14 protein-coding genes are annotated in these 13,444 nt (G+C 36.7%); 8 read left to right on the forward strand and 6 right to left on the reverse strand.

Translation table 11 applies throughout. The annotated features are described in order from the left end of the window. Positions 1–18: 18 nt before the first annotated feature. Positions 19–1,668 (reverse strand): NAD+ synthase, encoded by a 1,650-nt coding sequence (locus tag KEM10_RS06850; RefSeq protein WP_212215195.1) that lies wholly within the window; start codon positions 1,666–1,668, stop codon positions 19–21. A 24-nt stretch (positions 1,669–1,692) separates the two neighbouring features. Next, positions 1,693–2,331 carry a porin family protein gene (locus KEM10_RS06855; protein ID WP_212215197.1) on the reverse strand — a complete coding sequence of 213 codons (639 nt, stop codon included), beginning with the start codon at positions 2,329–2,331 and terminating at the stop codon, positions 1,693–1,695. 69 nt (positions 2,332–2,400) lie between these two features. Here KEM10_RS06855 and gldB point away from each other — a divergent pair, with 69 nt between their 5' ends. The 3 genes from gldB to KEM10_RS06870 are packed head-to-tail and all read left to right on the forward strand — an operon-like array spanning position 2,401 to position 4,757. Further along, the gene (gene gldB, locus KEM10_RS06860; protein ID WP_212215199.1) at positions 2,401–3,414 is read left to right on the forward strand and encodes a gliding motility lipoprotein GldB; all 1,014 of its coding nucleotides are present in this window, start codon (positions 2,401–2,403) and stop codon (positions 3,412–3,414) included. Between the two features lie 10 nt (positions 3,415–3,424). Next, on the forward strand, positions 3,425–4,225 hold the full coding sequence (locus KEM10_RS06865; RefSeq protein ID WP_212215201.1) for a nitrilase-related carbon-nitrogen hydrolase: 801 nt from the start codon (positions 3,425–3,427) through the stop codon (positions 4,223–4,225). Beyond that, a complete protein-coding gene (locus KEM10_RS06870) occupies positions 4,218–4,757 on the forward strand; it encodes a 5-formyltetrahydrofolate cyclo-ligase (RefSeq protein WP_212215203.1) in 540 nt (179 codons plus the stop codon). Before KEM10_RS06865 ends, KEM10_RS06870 begins: the two co-directional genes overlap by 8 nt. Positions 4,758–4,795: 38 nt before the next feature. Here KEM10_RS06870 and KEM10_RS06875 read toward each other — a convergent pair whose 3' ends face one another. Further along, positions 4,796–4,963: a DUF362 domain-containing protein gene (locus KEM10_RS06875; RefSeq protein ID WP_212215204.1), complete on the reverse strand. Its 168-nt coding sequence runs from the start codon at positions 4,961–4,963 to the stop codon at positions 4,796–4,798. Positions 4,964–5,125: 162 nt separating this feature from the next. Then, complete coding sequence (locus KEM10_RS06880) at positions 5,126–6,325, reverse strand: M20 metallopeptidase family protein (RefSeq protein ID WP_212215206.1); 1,200 nt, start codon at positions 6,323–6,325, stop codon at positions 5,126–5,128. Between the two features lie 304 nt (positions 6,326–6,629). Between KEM10_RS06880 and KEM10_RS06885 the strand changes: the two genes are divergently transcribed. The 5 genes from KEM10_RS06885 to lpdA all read left to right on the forward strand — a co-directional run bounded on the left by KEM10_RS06885 (position 6,630) and on the right by lpdA (position 12,731). Further along, the gene (locus KEM10_RS06885) at positions 6,630–7,715 is read left to right on the forward strand and encodes a DUF1573 domain-containing protein (RefSeq protein ID WP_212215208.1); all 1,086 of its coding nucleotides are present in this window, start codon (positions 6,630–6,632) and stop codon (positions 7,713–7,715) included. Positions 7,716–7,790: 75 nt separating this feature from the next. After that, on the forward strand, positions 7,791–8,909 hold the full coding sequence (gene meaB / locus KEM10_RS06890) for a methylmalonyl Co-A mutase-associated GTPase MeaB (protein WP_212215210.1): 1,119 nt from the start codon (positions 7,791–7,793) through the stop codon (positions 8,907–8,909). 32 nt (positions 8,910–8,941) lie between these two features. After that, positions 8,942–10,048 carry a TlpA disulfide reductase family protein gene (locus KEM10_RS06895; RefSeq protein ID WP_212215213.1) on the forward strand — a complete coding sequence of 369 codons (1,107 nt, stop codon included), beginning with the start codon at positions 8,942–8,944 and terminating at the stop codon, positions 10,046–10,048. Between the two features lie 16 nt (positions 10,049–10,064). Continuing rightward, the gene (locus KEM10_RS06900; RefSeq protein WP_212215215.1) at positions 10,065–11,159 is read left to right on the forward strand and encodes a TlpA disulfide reductase family protein; all 1,095 of its coding nucleotides are present in this window, start codon (positions 10,065–10,067) and stop codon (positions 11,157–11,159) included. A gap of 180 nt (positions 11,160–11,339) precedes the next feature. Next, positions 11,340–12,731, forward strand: a complete 1,392-nt coding sequence (gene lpdA / locus KEM10_RS06905) for a dihydrolipoyl dehydrogenase (protein ID WP_212215219.1) — start codon at positions 11,340–11,342, stop codon at positions 12,729–12,731. 48 nt (positions 12,732–12,779) lie between these two features. Here the strand turns inward: lpdA and KEM10_RS06910 are convergent, their stop codons facing one another. Together KEM10_RS06910 and KEM10_RS24515 are read right to left on the reverse strand one after the other, a co-directional pair. Then, complete coding sequence (locus KEM10_RS06910; RefSeq protein ID WP_212215221.1) at positions 12,780–13,121, reverse strand: TM2 domain-containing protein; 342 nt, start codon at positions 13,119–13,121, stop codon at positions 12,780–12,782. Further along, entirely contained in the window at positions 13,114–13,434 is a 321-nt protein-coding gene (locus KEM10_RS24515; RefSeq protein ID WP_212215222.1) for a DUF2752 domain-containing protein, read from the reverse strand. Before KEM10_RS24515 ends, KEM10_RS06910 begins: the two co-directional genes overlap by 8 nt. Positions 13,435–13,444: the final 10 nt, after the last annotated feature.

Here is a 13,444-nt window from a genome sequence, read left to right on the forward strand (position 1 = left end):
AGGTGTTCATCACATATTTTAGTATTTGGCTACAAGAGGCATTCTACGTCCCATGCCAAAGGCCTTGCCAGAAACACGCAGCGTGGGAGCTGTTTGAAAACGTTTGTATTCATTCATATTTACCAGTCGCACAGCCTTTTTAACGGTTGCTTCATCAAAACCATCGTTGATAATGTCAGCCGGAGATTCATGTTTTTCGATGTATTTAAATAGGATAGCATCCAAAACGTCATAATCGGGTAGTGAATCAGAATCTTTTTGATCCGGACGTAATTCAGCTGAAGGTGGTTTTACAATGGTGTTTTCCGGAATGATTTCAGTTTCTCGGTTGATGTATCTTGCCAGTTTAAAAACATCGGTTTTATAAACGTCGCCTAATACCGAAAGTCCTCCGTTCATATCACCGTACAAAGTGCCATACCCTACTGCTGCCTCACTTTTATTAGAAGTGTTTAGTAAGATGTGTCCGAATTTATTGGATAATGCCATCAATAAAGTGCCGCGAATCCTGGCTTGCATATTTTCTTCAGTAACATCTTCATTTTTACCTTCAAATAAAGGCCCCATTATAAAGTTGTAGGTGTTAAAGATCTCTTTTATCGGTACAATATTATACTCAATATCAAGATTATTGGCTAAATCAACAGCGTCTTTTATTGAATGTTCCGATGAATATTGAGAAGGCAGTAATAGTACCCGAATATTTTCCTTACCTAATGCTTTCTCGGCAAGAGCTACGGTCACGGCAGAGTCAATACCACCCGATAGTCCGAGAGTAGCTTTGGTAAAGCCCATTTTTGCAAAATAATCGCGAATACCACAAATCAATGCATCATGAATTAAACCAATGGTTTCTTTGCTGGTTTGAGACTGAGTAGCCGCCTTGTCTATGGTGTCAATGTCAACTTCAATTATATCTTCTTCAAAAGTTTGAGTAGATCCGATTATTTCGCCTTTTGAATTTACAGCCATGCTGTTACCATCAAAAATGAGTTCGGTATTGGCTCCAACCTGATTGACATAAATGAATGGTATTTGAAAGTTCTTTGCCTTATTTCGCACAATGTTTTGGCGAACATCTACCTGAGTATATGAAAATGGAGATGCCGCAATGTTAACCGCAAAATCAGGTTTTTGCTTATTTAACTCGTCCATTGGTGAAATGGTATACAATTTATCTCGGGCAAATGCATTGGCAACGGGTTGGTCATCCCAGATATCTTCACAAATGGTAACAGCTACTTTTTTGCCGTTTATGTTAGCAATTTTAAACTGTTTGTTTGGCTCAAAATAACGGTATTCATCAAAAACGTCGTAATTGGGCAATAGTGTTTTACGCACAATTTGCTGAATGCCACCATCGCTTAAAATGTATGCTGCATTGTATAAATTCTTGCCAAGAGGTTCGGGATTGATTTCCGGAGCACCCACTATGGCAGTTATACCCACGCAACTACTAGCAATCTTATTTATCGCTTCGTTACATTTTTCAATAAATTCTTTTCTTTCTAAAAAGTCATATGATGGATAACCACAAACAGCCAGCTCAGAAAATACAACTAATTCTGCTCCGTTTTCTTTAGCTTGCTCTATAGTCTTAATAATCTTTCCTGAATTGGATTCAAAATTTCCAATGTGATAATTCAACTGGGCCAATACAACCTTCATTCCCTAAATCTCTTTTATCTTGAATTAAAAAATTACTCCAAACTGAAAAGTAAAGCGTTTCAGGTTGGCTTTGTCATCAATATTATAATCAGATATTTCTTTTGTAATGTCAATAAATCCACCACTGTATATCAAACCGATGGTTAAAAATGTACTTCCTCCTAAAGAGTATTCCATTCCACCGCCAAGCTGGTAGCCCATATCAAAAAAGTTCACATCTTTGCTTAGGCTGTTATTGTCACCATCAGTAGCTTTTATATTGAATTGTGTATACAATCCAAACTGACCGTAGTAACGCGAACGGTGAAATTCGTTGGTAAGCAGCTTCAGGCTTAAAGGCACTTCAATATACTTTAATCGGTAGGTTGTGTTAAGATCATTATACAATTCAGGCTCAGCTGTTCCGTCATAGGTTAACTTTCCTCCTGTAGTATTAATTGTTAAGCCTGTTGAAAATGCGTAATTGGTATCGAAAAAGTTATCCATTAAAATACCAAAATTGTATCCAAACAAGCTTCCGTTTGAGCTAACGGCACTCTCATCAGAACTCATCCACGATATTTGTGGACTTAATAAAAAACCGAGTCTTGTTTTTTTCTCTGTTTGGGCGTTGGTCAATATACAGATAAGCAAACCTGCCAGAATTAAAAGCTTTCTTTGCATCGTGTAATGTTTAATTGGTTGAAATCTGTACAAACTTACTTATTTTTACAGCAAATAAAAGAATTGATTATGCAAGCTTTCAACAAAAAACACCTGTTTTATGTAGTTTTAGGTTTTATTTTGATATCCTGCGGCAGGGGTATAGATACTCCGGATGTGAGTGATATTGAAGTGGAAATTGATTCTCATTTGTTTTTTAAGGATTTGTTTGAGAATGGCAGCGAGAATATTGAGCAGAAGGCTGAGAATTTAAAACACAAATATGGAAGCTACTTTTATGCTTATTGTCAAAAAATAATTGGCATTGGTAGTCCTGATCATCCTGAATTTTCCGGTCGATTAAAAGCGTTTTTAGATTATGATGCCAATAAAGATGTTTTTGAAAAATGTAAGGATCAGTATGCTAATGTGGAGGAAATTATTAAAGGTACTGAGCAGGCCTTTCAATATTATAAGTATTATTTTCCTGAGGTGTCTATCCCTGATTTGTATTTTCACATTTCAGGGTTTAATCAGTTTGTAGCAGTTGATTCTGCATGGATATCGGTAAGTGTTGAGAAATACCTGGGTGAAGATTGTGAATTTTACGAATGGTTGGCCGAACCTCAGTATCTTCGAAAAAGAATGGTTCGCGATAAAATAGTACCCGATATTATCAAAGCCATGGCCTTGACTTCTTTTTCAGATCGTATGAAGAGTAATGATGTGATAAGTAGTATGGTTGAGAAGGGTAAAGTGTTGTATTTTGTTCATCTTATGATTCCAGATATTAAAAAACACCTTTTGTTTGATATGTCGAAAAAGGAAGTGAAATGGTGCGAAAAATTTGAAGCTGATATTTGGGCAAGCATGGTGGAACGAAAAGATTTGTTTAACACAGACAGGATGGTTATTCAAAAATATACAGGTGATAGTCCGTTTACCTATTACTTTGGGCAAGACTCGCCGGGAAGAGCAGCTGTGTATTTAGGGTATCAGATTGTATATGAGTATATGAATAATAATCCTGAACTTTCGATAAAAGATCTAATGAATGAGAAGGATGGTCATATGATTTTTCAGCAATCAAGGTTCCGACCTTAATACAAATAGAATGGTTAAAATAGGATTAGTTCAGTTTGCTCCTAACATGGGAGATGTGAAAGCCAATATTGAGCAGATAAAAGAGTTGGTTAATTCAAGAGAAAGGTGTGACATGTATGTGCTACCCGAATTGGCGAATTCAGGGTATCGTTTTCAAAATCGTAAAGAGGCTATTTCATATGCTGAGCAAACAACTGATAGTGTTTTTTTGAAAGCCTTGATTTCCATCGCTGAAGAAAAAGAGGCTTATCTGGTATCCGGTTTTTGTGAACTTTCTGACGATAAGCTGTATAATTCTTCTGTATTGGTTGGGCCTGAGGGTGTGGTTGGAATCTATCGTAAGCTCCATCTGTTTATGGATGAAAAAGATATTTTTGAGCCCGGTGATTTGGGTTTGCCCGTATTTGAAACAAAAATAGGAAAAATTGGAATGCAGGTTTGTTTTGACTGGATGTTCCCTGAGACCTGGCGTGTGCTGGCTATGAAAGGAGCTCTTTTAGTTGCTCATCCTTCTAACTTAGTTCTTCCATATTGTCAAAGTGTTGTTCAATCATATGCATTGATAAATAAGATATTTATTGCCACAACCAATCGTATTGGAGAGGAGCGAGATTTAGTTTTTACTGGTCAATCGGTATTGGTTGGTCCAGATGGGGAAACAATAGTTAAGGCTGATGATAAAGAGAAGGTGTTATTAATAGAGGAGGTGGATTTATCTGTGGCCCTCAACAAACAAATTACGCAAAGAAATCAAGCCTTTAATGATCGTCGAAAAGATGTTTATGGGAATTTAAACTTGACTGATGCTTGAAAAAAAAGAACTTAGAAAATATATTCGCTCATTAAAAAAGGAGATTCCAGAAGAAGAATATGCTAGGCAGGATTATATAATCAATAAAAAACTTGCTGTAGCAGAAGAGTTTGTAAATGCAAAGAATGTTTTGCTTTATTGGTCAATGGATGACGAGGTTTCAACTCATGATTTCATTCTTAAATATTATCAGAAAAAAAATATTTATCTACCTGTGATTAAAGGCGATGATCTGGATATCGTTTTGTTTTCTGGTAAGGATTGTTTGGTTGAAGGACCTAAATACGGAATTCCAGAGCCCTCTGGTGACAAGTTAAATGATGAAAAATTAATTGATTTGGTTGTTGTTCCGGGTGTAGCCTTTGATACGGAAGGAAACCGAATGGGTAGGGGGGCAGGATATTACGATCGAATATTAAAGCGTGTTCAGCAAGCTGCGAGAGTAGCTTTGGCTTACTCATTTCAGATGATTGAAAAGGTTCCGGTCGAACCACACGATATACAAATGGATAGAGTAATTTATCCAAAATAAAAAAGCCCCAAACGGGGCTTTTTTATATTTTCTTTTACTTACGCTGGATGAATTGCTTCAGTTGGGCAAACATCTGCACATGTACCACAATCAGTACAAGCTTCGCCATCAATTTTGTAGATATCTCCTTCAGAAATTGCATCTACTGGACATTCATCAACACAAGTACCGCAAGCAATACAGTCTTCATTAATTACGTAGGCCATTTTTTTATTCTTTACATGGTTATTATTATTCAAGCAAAATTATTTGCTTTTTTTTATATATTAAAAGAATTCGTTAGTAAACAACTTTATTTTTAAAGGTTATAAATAAGGCTTCGAGGTCTTAAATATAGTAAAGTGCAGAAATACAGGTGTTAGTGTTCTTTATTGGTCTTCTGTGTTATGGGTTTTCATAAATTTAAATCCTAAATAAGCCATTAGCCCAGCTGCTGTTTCCAGCGATTTTTCATTCAAATTAAACTGAGGAGTATGCAAACTACCCGTTTCTGTTTCATCTTGAGCTACTCCAAAGCGGTAGAAAGTAGATGGGTATTTTTGTGAGAAATAACCAAAATCTTCAGCTGTCATTCGAATGTCCATTAACTCTGTATTCTCTTTACCAAGGTATTCGTTTGAAAAGTCAATGGCTTGTTCTGTGATGTATTCAGTATTGTGTACTACCGGATATCCGTCTTTGATGTCGACTTCGCATTCTGCACCCATACATTTCGCTGTACTTTGTGCAATGTCGCGAATTTTCTCTTTTATTTTTGCACGCCATTCTTCATTCATTGTGCGCAGCGTGCCGGCAATTGTAACTTTTTCCGGAATAATATTGGTTGCTCCATCAGCAATCACTTTTCCAAAAGAAAGTACGGTTGGTATTTGAGCAGGTACTATTCTACTTACAATCTGCTGAAGGGCAACAATGATATGCGATGCAATTAAAACATTATCAGTTAATGCATGGGGCATAGCTGCATGACCACCTTTGCCTTTAACGGTTAAATGTACTTCGTCTCCAGATGCCATATACATTCCTCGTTTGAAACCAACATGACCTGTTTTCATATTGGGTAGTACATGTTGTCCAATTATTAAATCTGGTTCAATATCGCTAAATAATCCTTCTTCCATCATTAATTTAGCACCCCCGGGAAATACTTCTTCAGCTGGTTGGAATATTAATAATATGGTACCTTCAAATTCGGTTTTCAATTCGTTTAAGATCATGGCTGCTCCCAATAGAGCTGCGGTATGGGCATCGTGACCACAAGCATGCATTACACCTTCGTTACGAGAGGTGAATTCAAGATCTGTTGATTCTTTGATTGGTAGGGCATCCATATCGGCACGAAGAGCGATTGTTCTATTACCAGGATTTTTACCTTCTATTCGACCTAAAATTCCGGTTTTAACAAATCCGTCCTTATAGGGAATACCCATTTTATCAAGATTCTCTTTTATATAGGCTGATGTTTTGTGTTCTTCAAAAGATAATTCTGGATTTGAATGTAAATGCCTTCTTATGGCAATAATGTCTTGAATATATTTTTGTGTAAGTTCCTGTATTTTTGTTTTCATGCTATTTTCACTGATCCTTCCAAAATCCAAAATAATTGGTTTTCGGATTGGTTTATATTTTATATGGCAAAGATAATAGAGTTTACGTGAGATGAGAAAGGTTTGATTAATTGTGGGATTAATCAAAGGTGTAAAATAATAATTAGTGTTTATTTTTTAATCCCTCTGGAAAAATGTTGTTAGATTTGTCGGCAATGTTAAAATTATCTTAAAGTGGCTTGTTATTTGAACACTTTCTTATACATTTCGTATACATTAGAATAAAACACATAAACTAACTAGTTAGTATAAATTATAATTAACTATGAAGAGGATCTTTATAATATTGGCAGTTGCCATATTAGGCACTTCAGTGATGAGTGCTCAGCATGCAAAAGCAAATTTAAATTTTAACGAAACCATTTATGATTTTGGTGAGATTCAGGAATCAAAAGGTAAAGTTGAACACGTATTTAGTTTTAAAAACACTGGTGGTCAGCCAATGGTATTGCATAATGTAAAAGCTTCATGTGGTTGTACAACTCCGGAATGGACTAAGACACCTATCCCTCCTGGGGGAACTGGTGAAGTAAAAGCTACTTTTGATCCGCGAAATCGTCCGGGTAACTTCAATAAAACAATCACTGTTCAGTCAAATGCTCAGAACGGTACTGTTGTTTTGCGTATTACCGGTAAAGTGTTGCCACGTGAAAAAACAGTGGAAGATATTTATCCACGTAACATGGATTTAATTCGATTGGAATCGTCTCATATGGCATTTACCAAAATGACTCCCGATCAGAAAAAATCAGAACAGCTAAAAATAATAAGTACATCAGATGCACCTCTTAAGATTTCTTTTGCTAATGTGCCTAAGCATGTTACCATTAAATCGGTTCCTGAAGTATTGAAGCCTAACCAGGCAGGTGTAATTACAGCTACGTATGATGCATCTGTAAAGAATGATTGGGGATTTGTAACTGACAATGTTTTTATCAATTTTAATGATGAGAAAAATTACAAAAACCGCTTAACTCTTAGTGCTTCTATTGAAGAGGATTTTAATAGCTGGAGTGCAGAAAAACTAGCTGAGGCTCCAGTAGTAAGTATTGAAGAGAAAACCTGGAATTTTGGTGATATTACGCAAGGAGATAAAGTTACCCATAAGTTTATGGTTAAAAATGATGGCAAAAGCGAGTTAGTTATTCGTAAAGTAAAAGCATCATGTGGATGCACAGCTATAAAGCCGGCAAAAACGGTATTGGCTCCTGGCGAAACAACATCTATTGTTGCAGAATTTAATTCAGCACACAAAACAGGTCGTCAGAATAAGTCGGTTACTATTGTAACCAACGATCCTAAAAATACAACAACTTTGTTGCGAATCAGCGGAAACGTAACAATTCAGTAATAGAATTAATGATAATATAATCGGGAGAGTCAGTTTTTTGCCGACTCTCCTTTTTGTGTAAATAATACAGTTGTCATGTCGACATTTGATGAACATCATCATATTGAAAATGATCCTTCATATAAAGGGTTGAAAGTGAATAAAGGGGTAGAATCAGTACCTACAGTTAATCCGGATGCAGCCAAACGTTTTCTGAAAAAGAAAAAGCCACGTTTAGCGATTGACGATTATGTGAAGGGCATACTGGATGGAAATGTTACTGTATTAAGCCAGGCTGTTACCATGGTTGAGAGTTCAAAGCCCGATCACCAGGAGATAGCTCAGCAGATTATAGAAAAGTGTTTACCCTACGCCGGAAAAAGTATTCGCCTGGGAATAACTGGTGTGCCAGGAGCTGGGAAAAGTACTTTTATAGAGTCAATGGGTATGCATATAATCCGTAATGGTGGCAAATTAGCAGTGTTAGCCATTGATCCTTCAAGTGAACGTTCAAAAGGAAGTATTCTGGGAGATAAAACTCGAATGGAAAAACTTTCAGGTGAAAGCAATGCTTATATTCGTCCCTCTCCATCAGCCGGATCATTAGGAGGTGTGGCTCGTAAAACAAGAGAAACAATTATTCTTTGCGAGGCGGCCGGATTTGATACCATTTTTATTGAAACAGTAGGTGTTGGACAATCTGAAACGGCTGTGCACTCAATGGTTGATTTCTTTTTATTGCTTATGCTGGCCGGTGCAGGTGATGAGCTGCAGGGAATTAAAAGGGGCATAATGGAAATGGCCGATGCCATTACAATTAATAAAGCTGATGGTTCAAATAAAGAAAGAGCCAATCTGGCGCAAGCCGAGTATCGAAGTGCCTTGCATTTATTTCCACCAACTAAATCAGGTTGGACTCCCGAGGTAAAAACATGTTCGTCGTTATACCATGAGGGAATTGCGGAAATATGGGATATGGTACAGGAATATGTAGAATTAACTAAGAACAATAATTACTTTGAAGCCAATCGTAGATCACAAGCTAAGTATTGGATGTACGAAAGTATAAATGAACAACTTCGAAATCATTTTTATCAGCGAGAGGAAATAAAATCTGGCCTTGAGTTGAATGAAAAGTTGGTTTTAAACGATGAAAAGAGTTCCTTTATGGCTGCCAAAGATTTGTTGGATAAATATTTTAAAAATATTAAGTAACTAAAGCCGCGAGGTTATAAAAGAAAGAAGAAATGAAAAATTGGATGTTAGCAATCTTAAGTGTTGCTTTGTTGGCTTCTTGCCAGCCTAAAAATTATCAGATTACAGGAACGCTTGAGGGTGTGACAGCTGAAAACGTGATTTTAAAAAATCTTAGAAAAGGAAGGCCAGTAACAATGGATTCAGCCAAAGTAGTAGATGGTTCTTTCTCATTTACTGGTTCGGTAGAAAATCCTGAATTTGCAATTTTATTTGTTGAAGGCATACAACAACCTATAACTTTCTTCATTGAAAATTCAAAAATTACCATTAATGGTACAGTTGATGATTTAGCAAATGCTGAAATAACAGGTTCTTCATTAAACGATTTATGGGTGAAATTTAATGATGAAATTCCAGGAAAAGACCGTATGCAGGAATTGCAGAAAGAGTATGCGCAAGTTCAAATGAGCCCAGATCAGGATAAGCAGGAAAAGATGAAAGTGTTGGGTGAAGAGGCTAACACAATAATGGGAGAGCAACAAGCATATTACAATAAGTTCTTGGAAGAAAATACCAATAACGCAATTGGTGCTTTTATTGCTTTGTCAATGGGGCAGCAAATGCCATTGGAAGAAATTAAACCAACTTTTGAAAAATTGGAAGCTGCTATGCCAACTCATGCTTATATTGCTGAATTAAAAGAAGTAATTGAAGCAAAAGAAAAGCGTGAAGCAAGTTTGGCTGCTACAAAAGTAGGTGCTGCAGCTCCTGATTTTACTTTAAAAACCAAAGACGGAGAAGAAGTTAGCTTAAGCAGCTTCAAAGGAAAATATGTATTAGTTGATTTCTGGGCTAGCTGGTGTCAGCCATGTCGTCAGGAGAATCCTAATGTAGTGAAAGCGTATAACAAATATAATTCTAAAGGATTTGAAGTTTTCAGTGTTTCTGTTGATGATAATGAAGAAAAATGGTTAGAAGCTGTTGATGCTGATGGTTTAGTTTGGACTCAAGTTAGAGATGCCGAGAAAGAAGTGGGTAGACTATATGCTGTTCAAAGCATCCCTACAACCCTTTTATTGGATAAAGAAGGTGTGATTATAGCTAAAAACCTTAGAGGTGCAGCTTTAGAAGAAAAATTAGCTGAGCTGTTGAACTAGTTTTCAATACGAATTTATGAATAAAATAGCACTAGGGCTCTTATCAATATTATTGTTGGTAAGTGCCTGTAATACAAAGCCTGTTTTTACCTTAAAGGGAAAATTGACTGGTGAAACAGATAAAGCTCTTTTAGTTGGGGTGGTTGATAAAGAAGGATATCATGTGGTTGATACTGTCACTCTTAAAGATGGAGTAGTTGACTATAGCACTTTTCTTGATCAACCATTATTAATGATTGTTGGACTTGATGGAAGCCGTCAGCATAGTGTCTTCTTTGCTGATAATGGTGCTTATACTATTGAGGGAGATATTCAAAACCTTAAAGATGCAACGCTAACAGGAGGACAGCTTTTTACTGATTATGAAAAAGTAAAAAAGCTCGACTCTGAATTTAGTGTTCTTCTGCAAGACCTGAGAATGGCTTATGGTGAAGCATCTCAAGCTGGAGATGAAGCTAAGATGAAAGAAATAGATGAAACTTATGATGCGGCTTTTGAGAAAAACAATAGCGATAAAATGTCATTTGTTTCAGCCAATCCGTCATCGCCAGTAGCTGCTTATGTTGTTTATGATTCATATCGCCATCAACCATTAGAGGATATTAAGGTTGCAATGGCTGAATTGGATCAATCAATTGCATCGTCACCTTATTATCAGTTGATAAATGAGCGTGCTGCAAAACTGGAAACAGTTGCGGTTGGTCAGGTTGCTCCTGATTTTACATTGAACGACACAGAGGGTAATGCATTTTCATTGTCTTCATTAAAAGGAAAATATGTTTTGGTTGATTTCTGGGCGAGCTGGTGCGGACCATGTCGCAGAGAGAACCCGAATGTAGTTAAGCTATACGCAGAGTTCAAAGATAAAGGATTTGATATTTTAGGAGTATCATTAGATGAAAAAGAAGATGCATGGTTAAAGGCTATTGAAGATGATCAATTGGCATGGAATCATGTATCAGATTTAAAAGGATGGAAGAATGAAGCGGCTCAACTTTATGCTGTTTCAAGTATACCACATACAGTGTTATTAGATCCGGAAGGAAAAATAATTGCTAAAAATCTTAGAGGTGAAGAACTTCGTACTAAGATTGCAGAATTATTGAATTAAAAAAATATCATCTCAATGATATAGAAAAGGGAGCTTTTATGCTCCCTTTTTTTATGAACTGAAATATTTATCATTTTATTTCAAACCACCCGCCTATAAATTTGTTATGTAACAGATGCCTTTTTGTTTTTAGGCTGGAATGTTAAATAATAATAGAAAGTAGAATTAAAACACAATTATATGAATTACGATGTTATTGTCATAGGTAGTGGTCCGGGTGGTTATGTGGCTGCAATCAGAGCTTCTCAATTGGGATTAAAAGTAGCTGTAGTTGAGCGTTCTGAATTGGGTGGAATATGTTTGAATTGGGGGTGTATTCCAACAAAATCATTATTAAAAAGTGCAAGTGTATTTGAATATTTACAACATGCACAGGACTATGGCGTGACAATTGACGGCGAAGCAAAAGCTGATTTCGCTGCTATGGTAAAGCGAAGCAGAGGTGTAGCTGAAGGAATGAGCGGAGGTATTCAATATCTCTTCAAGAAGAACAAAATTGATGTTATCAAAGGAACCGGTAAGTTACTTGGTAATAAAAAAGTTGAAGTAACCACCGAGTCGGGAGAAAAACAGGAATATCAGTCAGATCATATTATTCTGGCAACGGGAGCACGTAGTCGTCAATTACCAAATTTGCCTCAGGATGGTGAAAAGGTAATTGGTTACCGTAAAGCTTTAGTACTGGATAAGCAACCAGAATCAATGATAGTGGTTGGATCAGGTGCTATCGGAAGTGAATTTGCGTATTTCTATAATGCAATTGGTACAAAGGTTACTTTGGTTGAATATATGCCAAATATTGTACCGGTGGAGGATGAGGAAGTATCTAAGCAATTGGCTCGCTCATTTAAAAAGGCCGGTATTAAAGTAATGACCGGAGCGGAAGTTACAAAGGTTGATACTTCTGGTGATAAAGTAAAAACAGTAATTAAAACGAAAAAAGGTGAGGAGGAGCACGAAGCAGATATTGTTTTGTCGGCTGTAGGTATTACACCAAACCTTGAGAATTTAGGCCTTGAAGACGTTGGCGTTGAAATTGAAAACGGACGTGTTAAAGTGGATGAATTTTACCAAACTTCTGTTAAAGGAGTATATGCCATAGGTGATATTGTACCTGGTCAAGCTTTAGCTCACGTAGCATCAGCAGAAGGTATTATATGTGTTGAAAAAATTGCAGGACACCATCCTGAAGGATTGGACTATGGTAACATTCCGGGTTGTACATACACTGTGCCTGAAGTGGCTTCAGTTGGAATGACCGAGAAAGCAGCCAAGGATGCCGGGTATGAGCTTAAAGTGGGTAAATTTCCGTTCTCAGCATCAGGTAAGGCTAGTGCTGCCGGACATAAAGATGGCTTCGTAAAACTAATATTTGATGCTAAATACGGTGAGTTATTAGGCGCTCATTTGATTGGTGCCAATGTTACTGAAATGATTGCCGAACTGGTAACGGCTCGTAAATTGGAAACAACCGGCCATGAAATTATTAAAGCAGTTCATCCGCATCCAACTATGTCGGAAGCTGTGATGGAAGCGGCGGCAGCAGCTTATGATGAAGTAATTCACATCTAAAAAAGATGAAGCTTACATATATAAAAAAGGGACTTTAAGTCCCTTTTTTTATATTAATATCTTAATCTCTCTAGCCACTCTTTGATTGTATTCAAATGCCAGGTTTTTGTGATTAACCAAATCAACAATAGTTCCAATCAAACATAACCCACCGGTTAAAAGGTAGAGAATGCCCATTCCTATTTGGTTCATTAGGAATCGATGTATTCCAGCTACCCAAACCAAGCCAATTAAAGCTGTTAATAAAATGGTTTGTGGATCTTTTCTTCTTCCCCGATAAATTAAAATAAAGTTCTGAACCTGCTCATCAGAACTGTCTTTCAGTAACGATTCAAGAAAGATGGCCTCTTCGCTGTCGGCCTCAGGTAATAAAGTAAAAATTCTATTCATTCTTCGTCGAATTAAAGGTTATAAGTTTAATGTCTGGTTTAAGTATTTTATAGGCTCTGAAAATCAGTATAACAATTGCTAAAAAACCCATAGGGTGCGAATGCCAGGATTCCACAAAATGTCCTTTAAAAAAGAACGAAATGGAATGTCCCAAACCACAGCCAGGGCAAAAATTTATACCCAGGTTTTTAAAAAGGCAAAGTGAATAATGGGATTCAGCTTCAGGGTTGGTAAATGCAAGCAATACTAAAGACAATATCCAGAAATAAGCTTCTAAATGACTCTTCTTAAATTGATAGCTGACTTTTACCACCAGATAGCTT

It is taken from the genome of Carboxylicivirga linearis (genome assembly GCF_018271995.1).
GTDB classification, from domain to species: domain Bacteria; phylum Bacteroidota; class Bacteroidia; order Bacteroidales; family Marinilabiliaceae; genus Carboxylicivirga; species Carboxylicivirga linearis.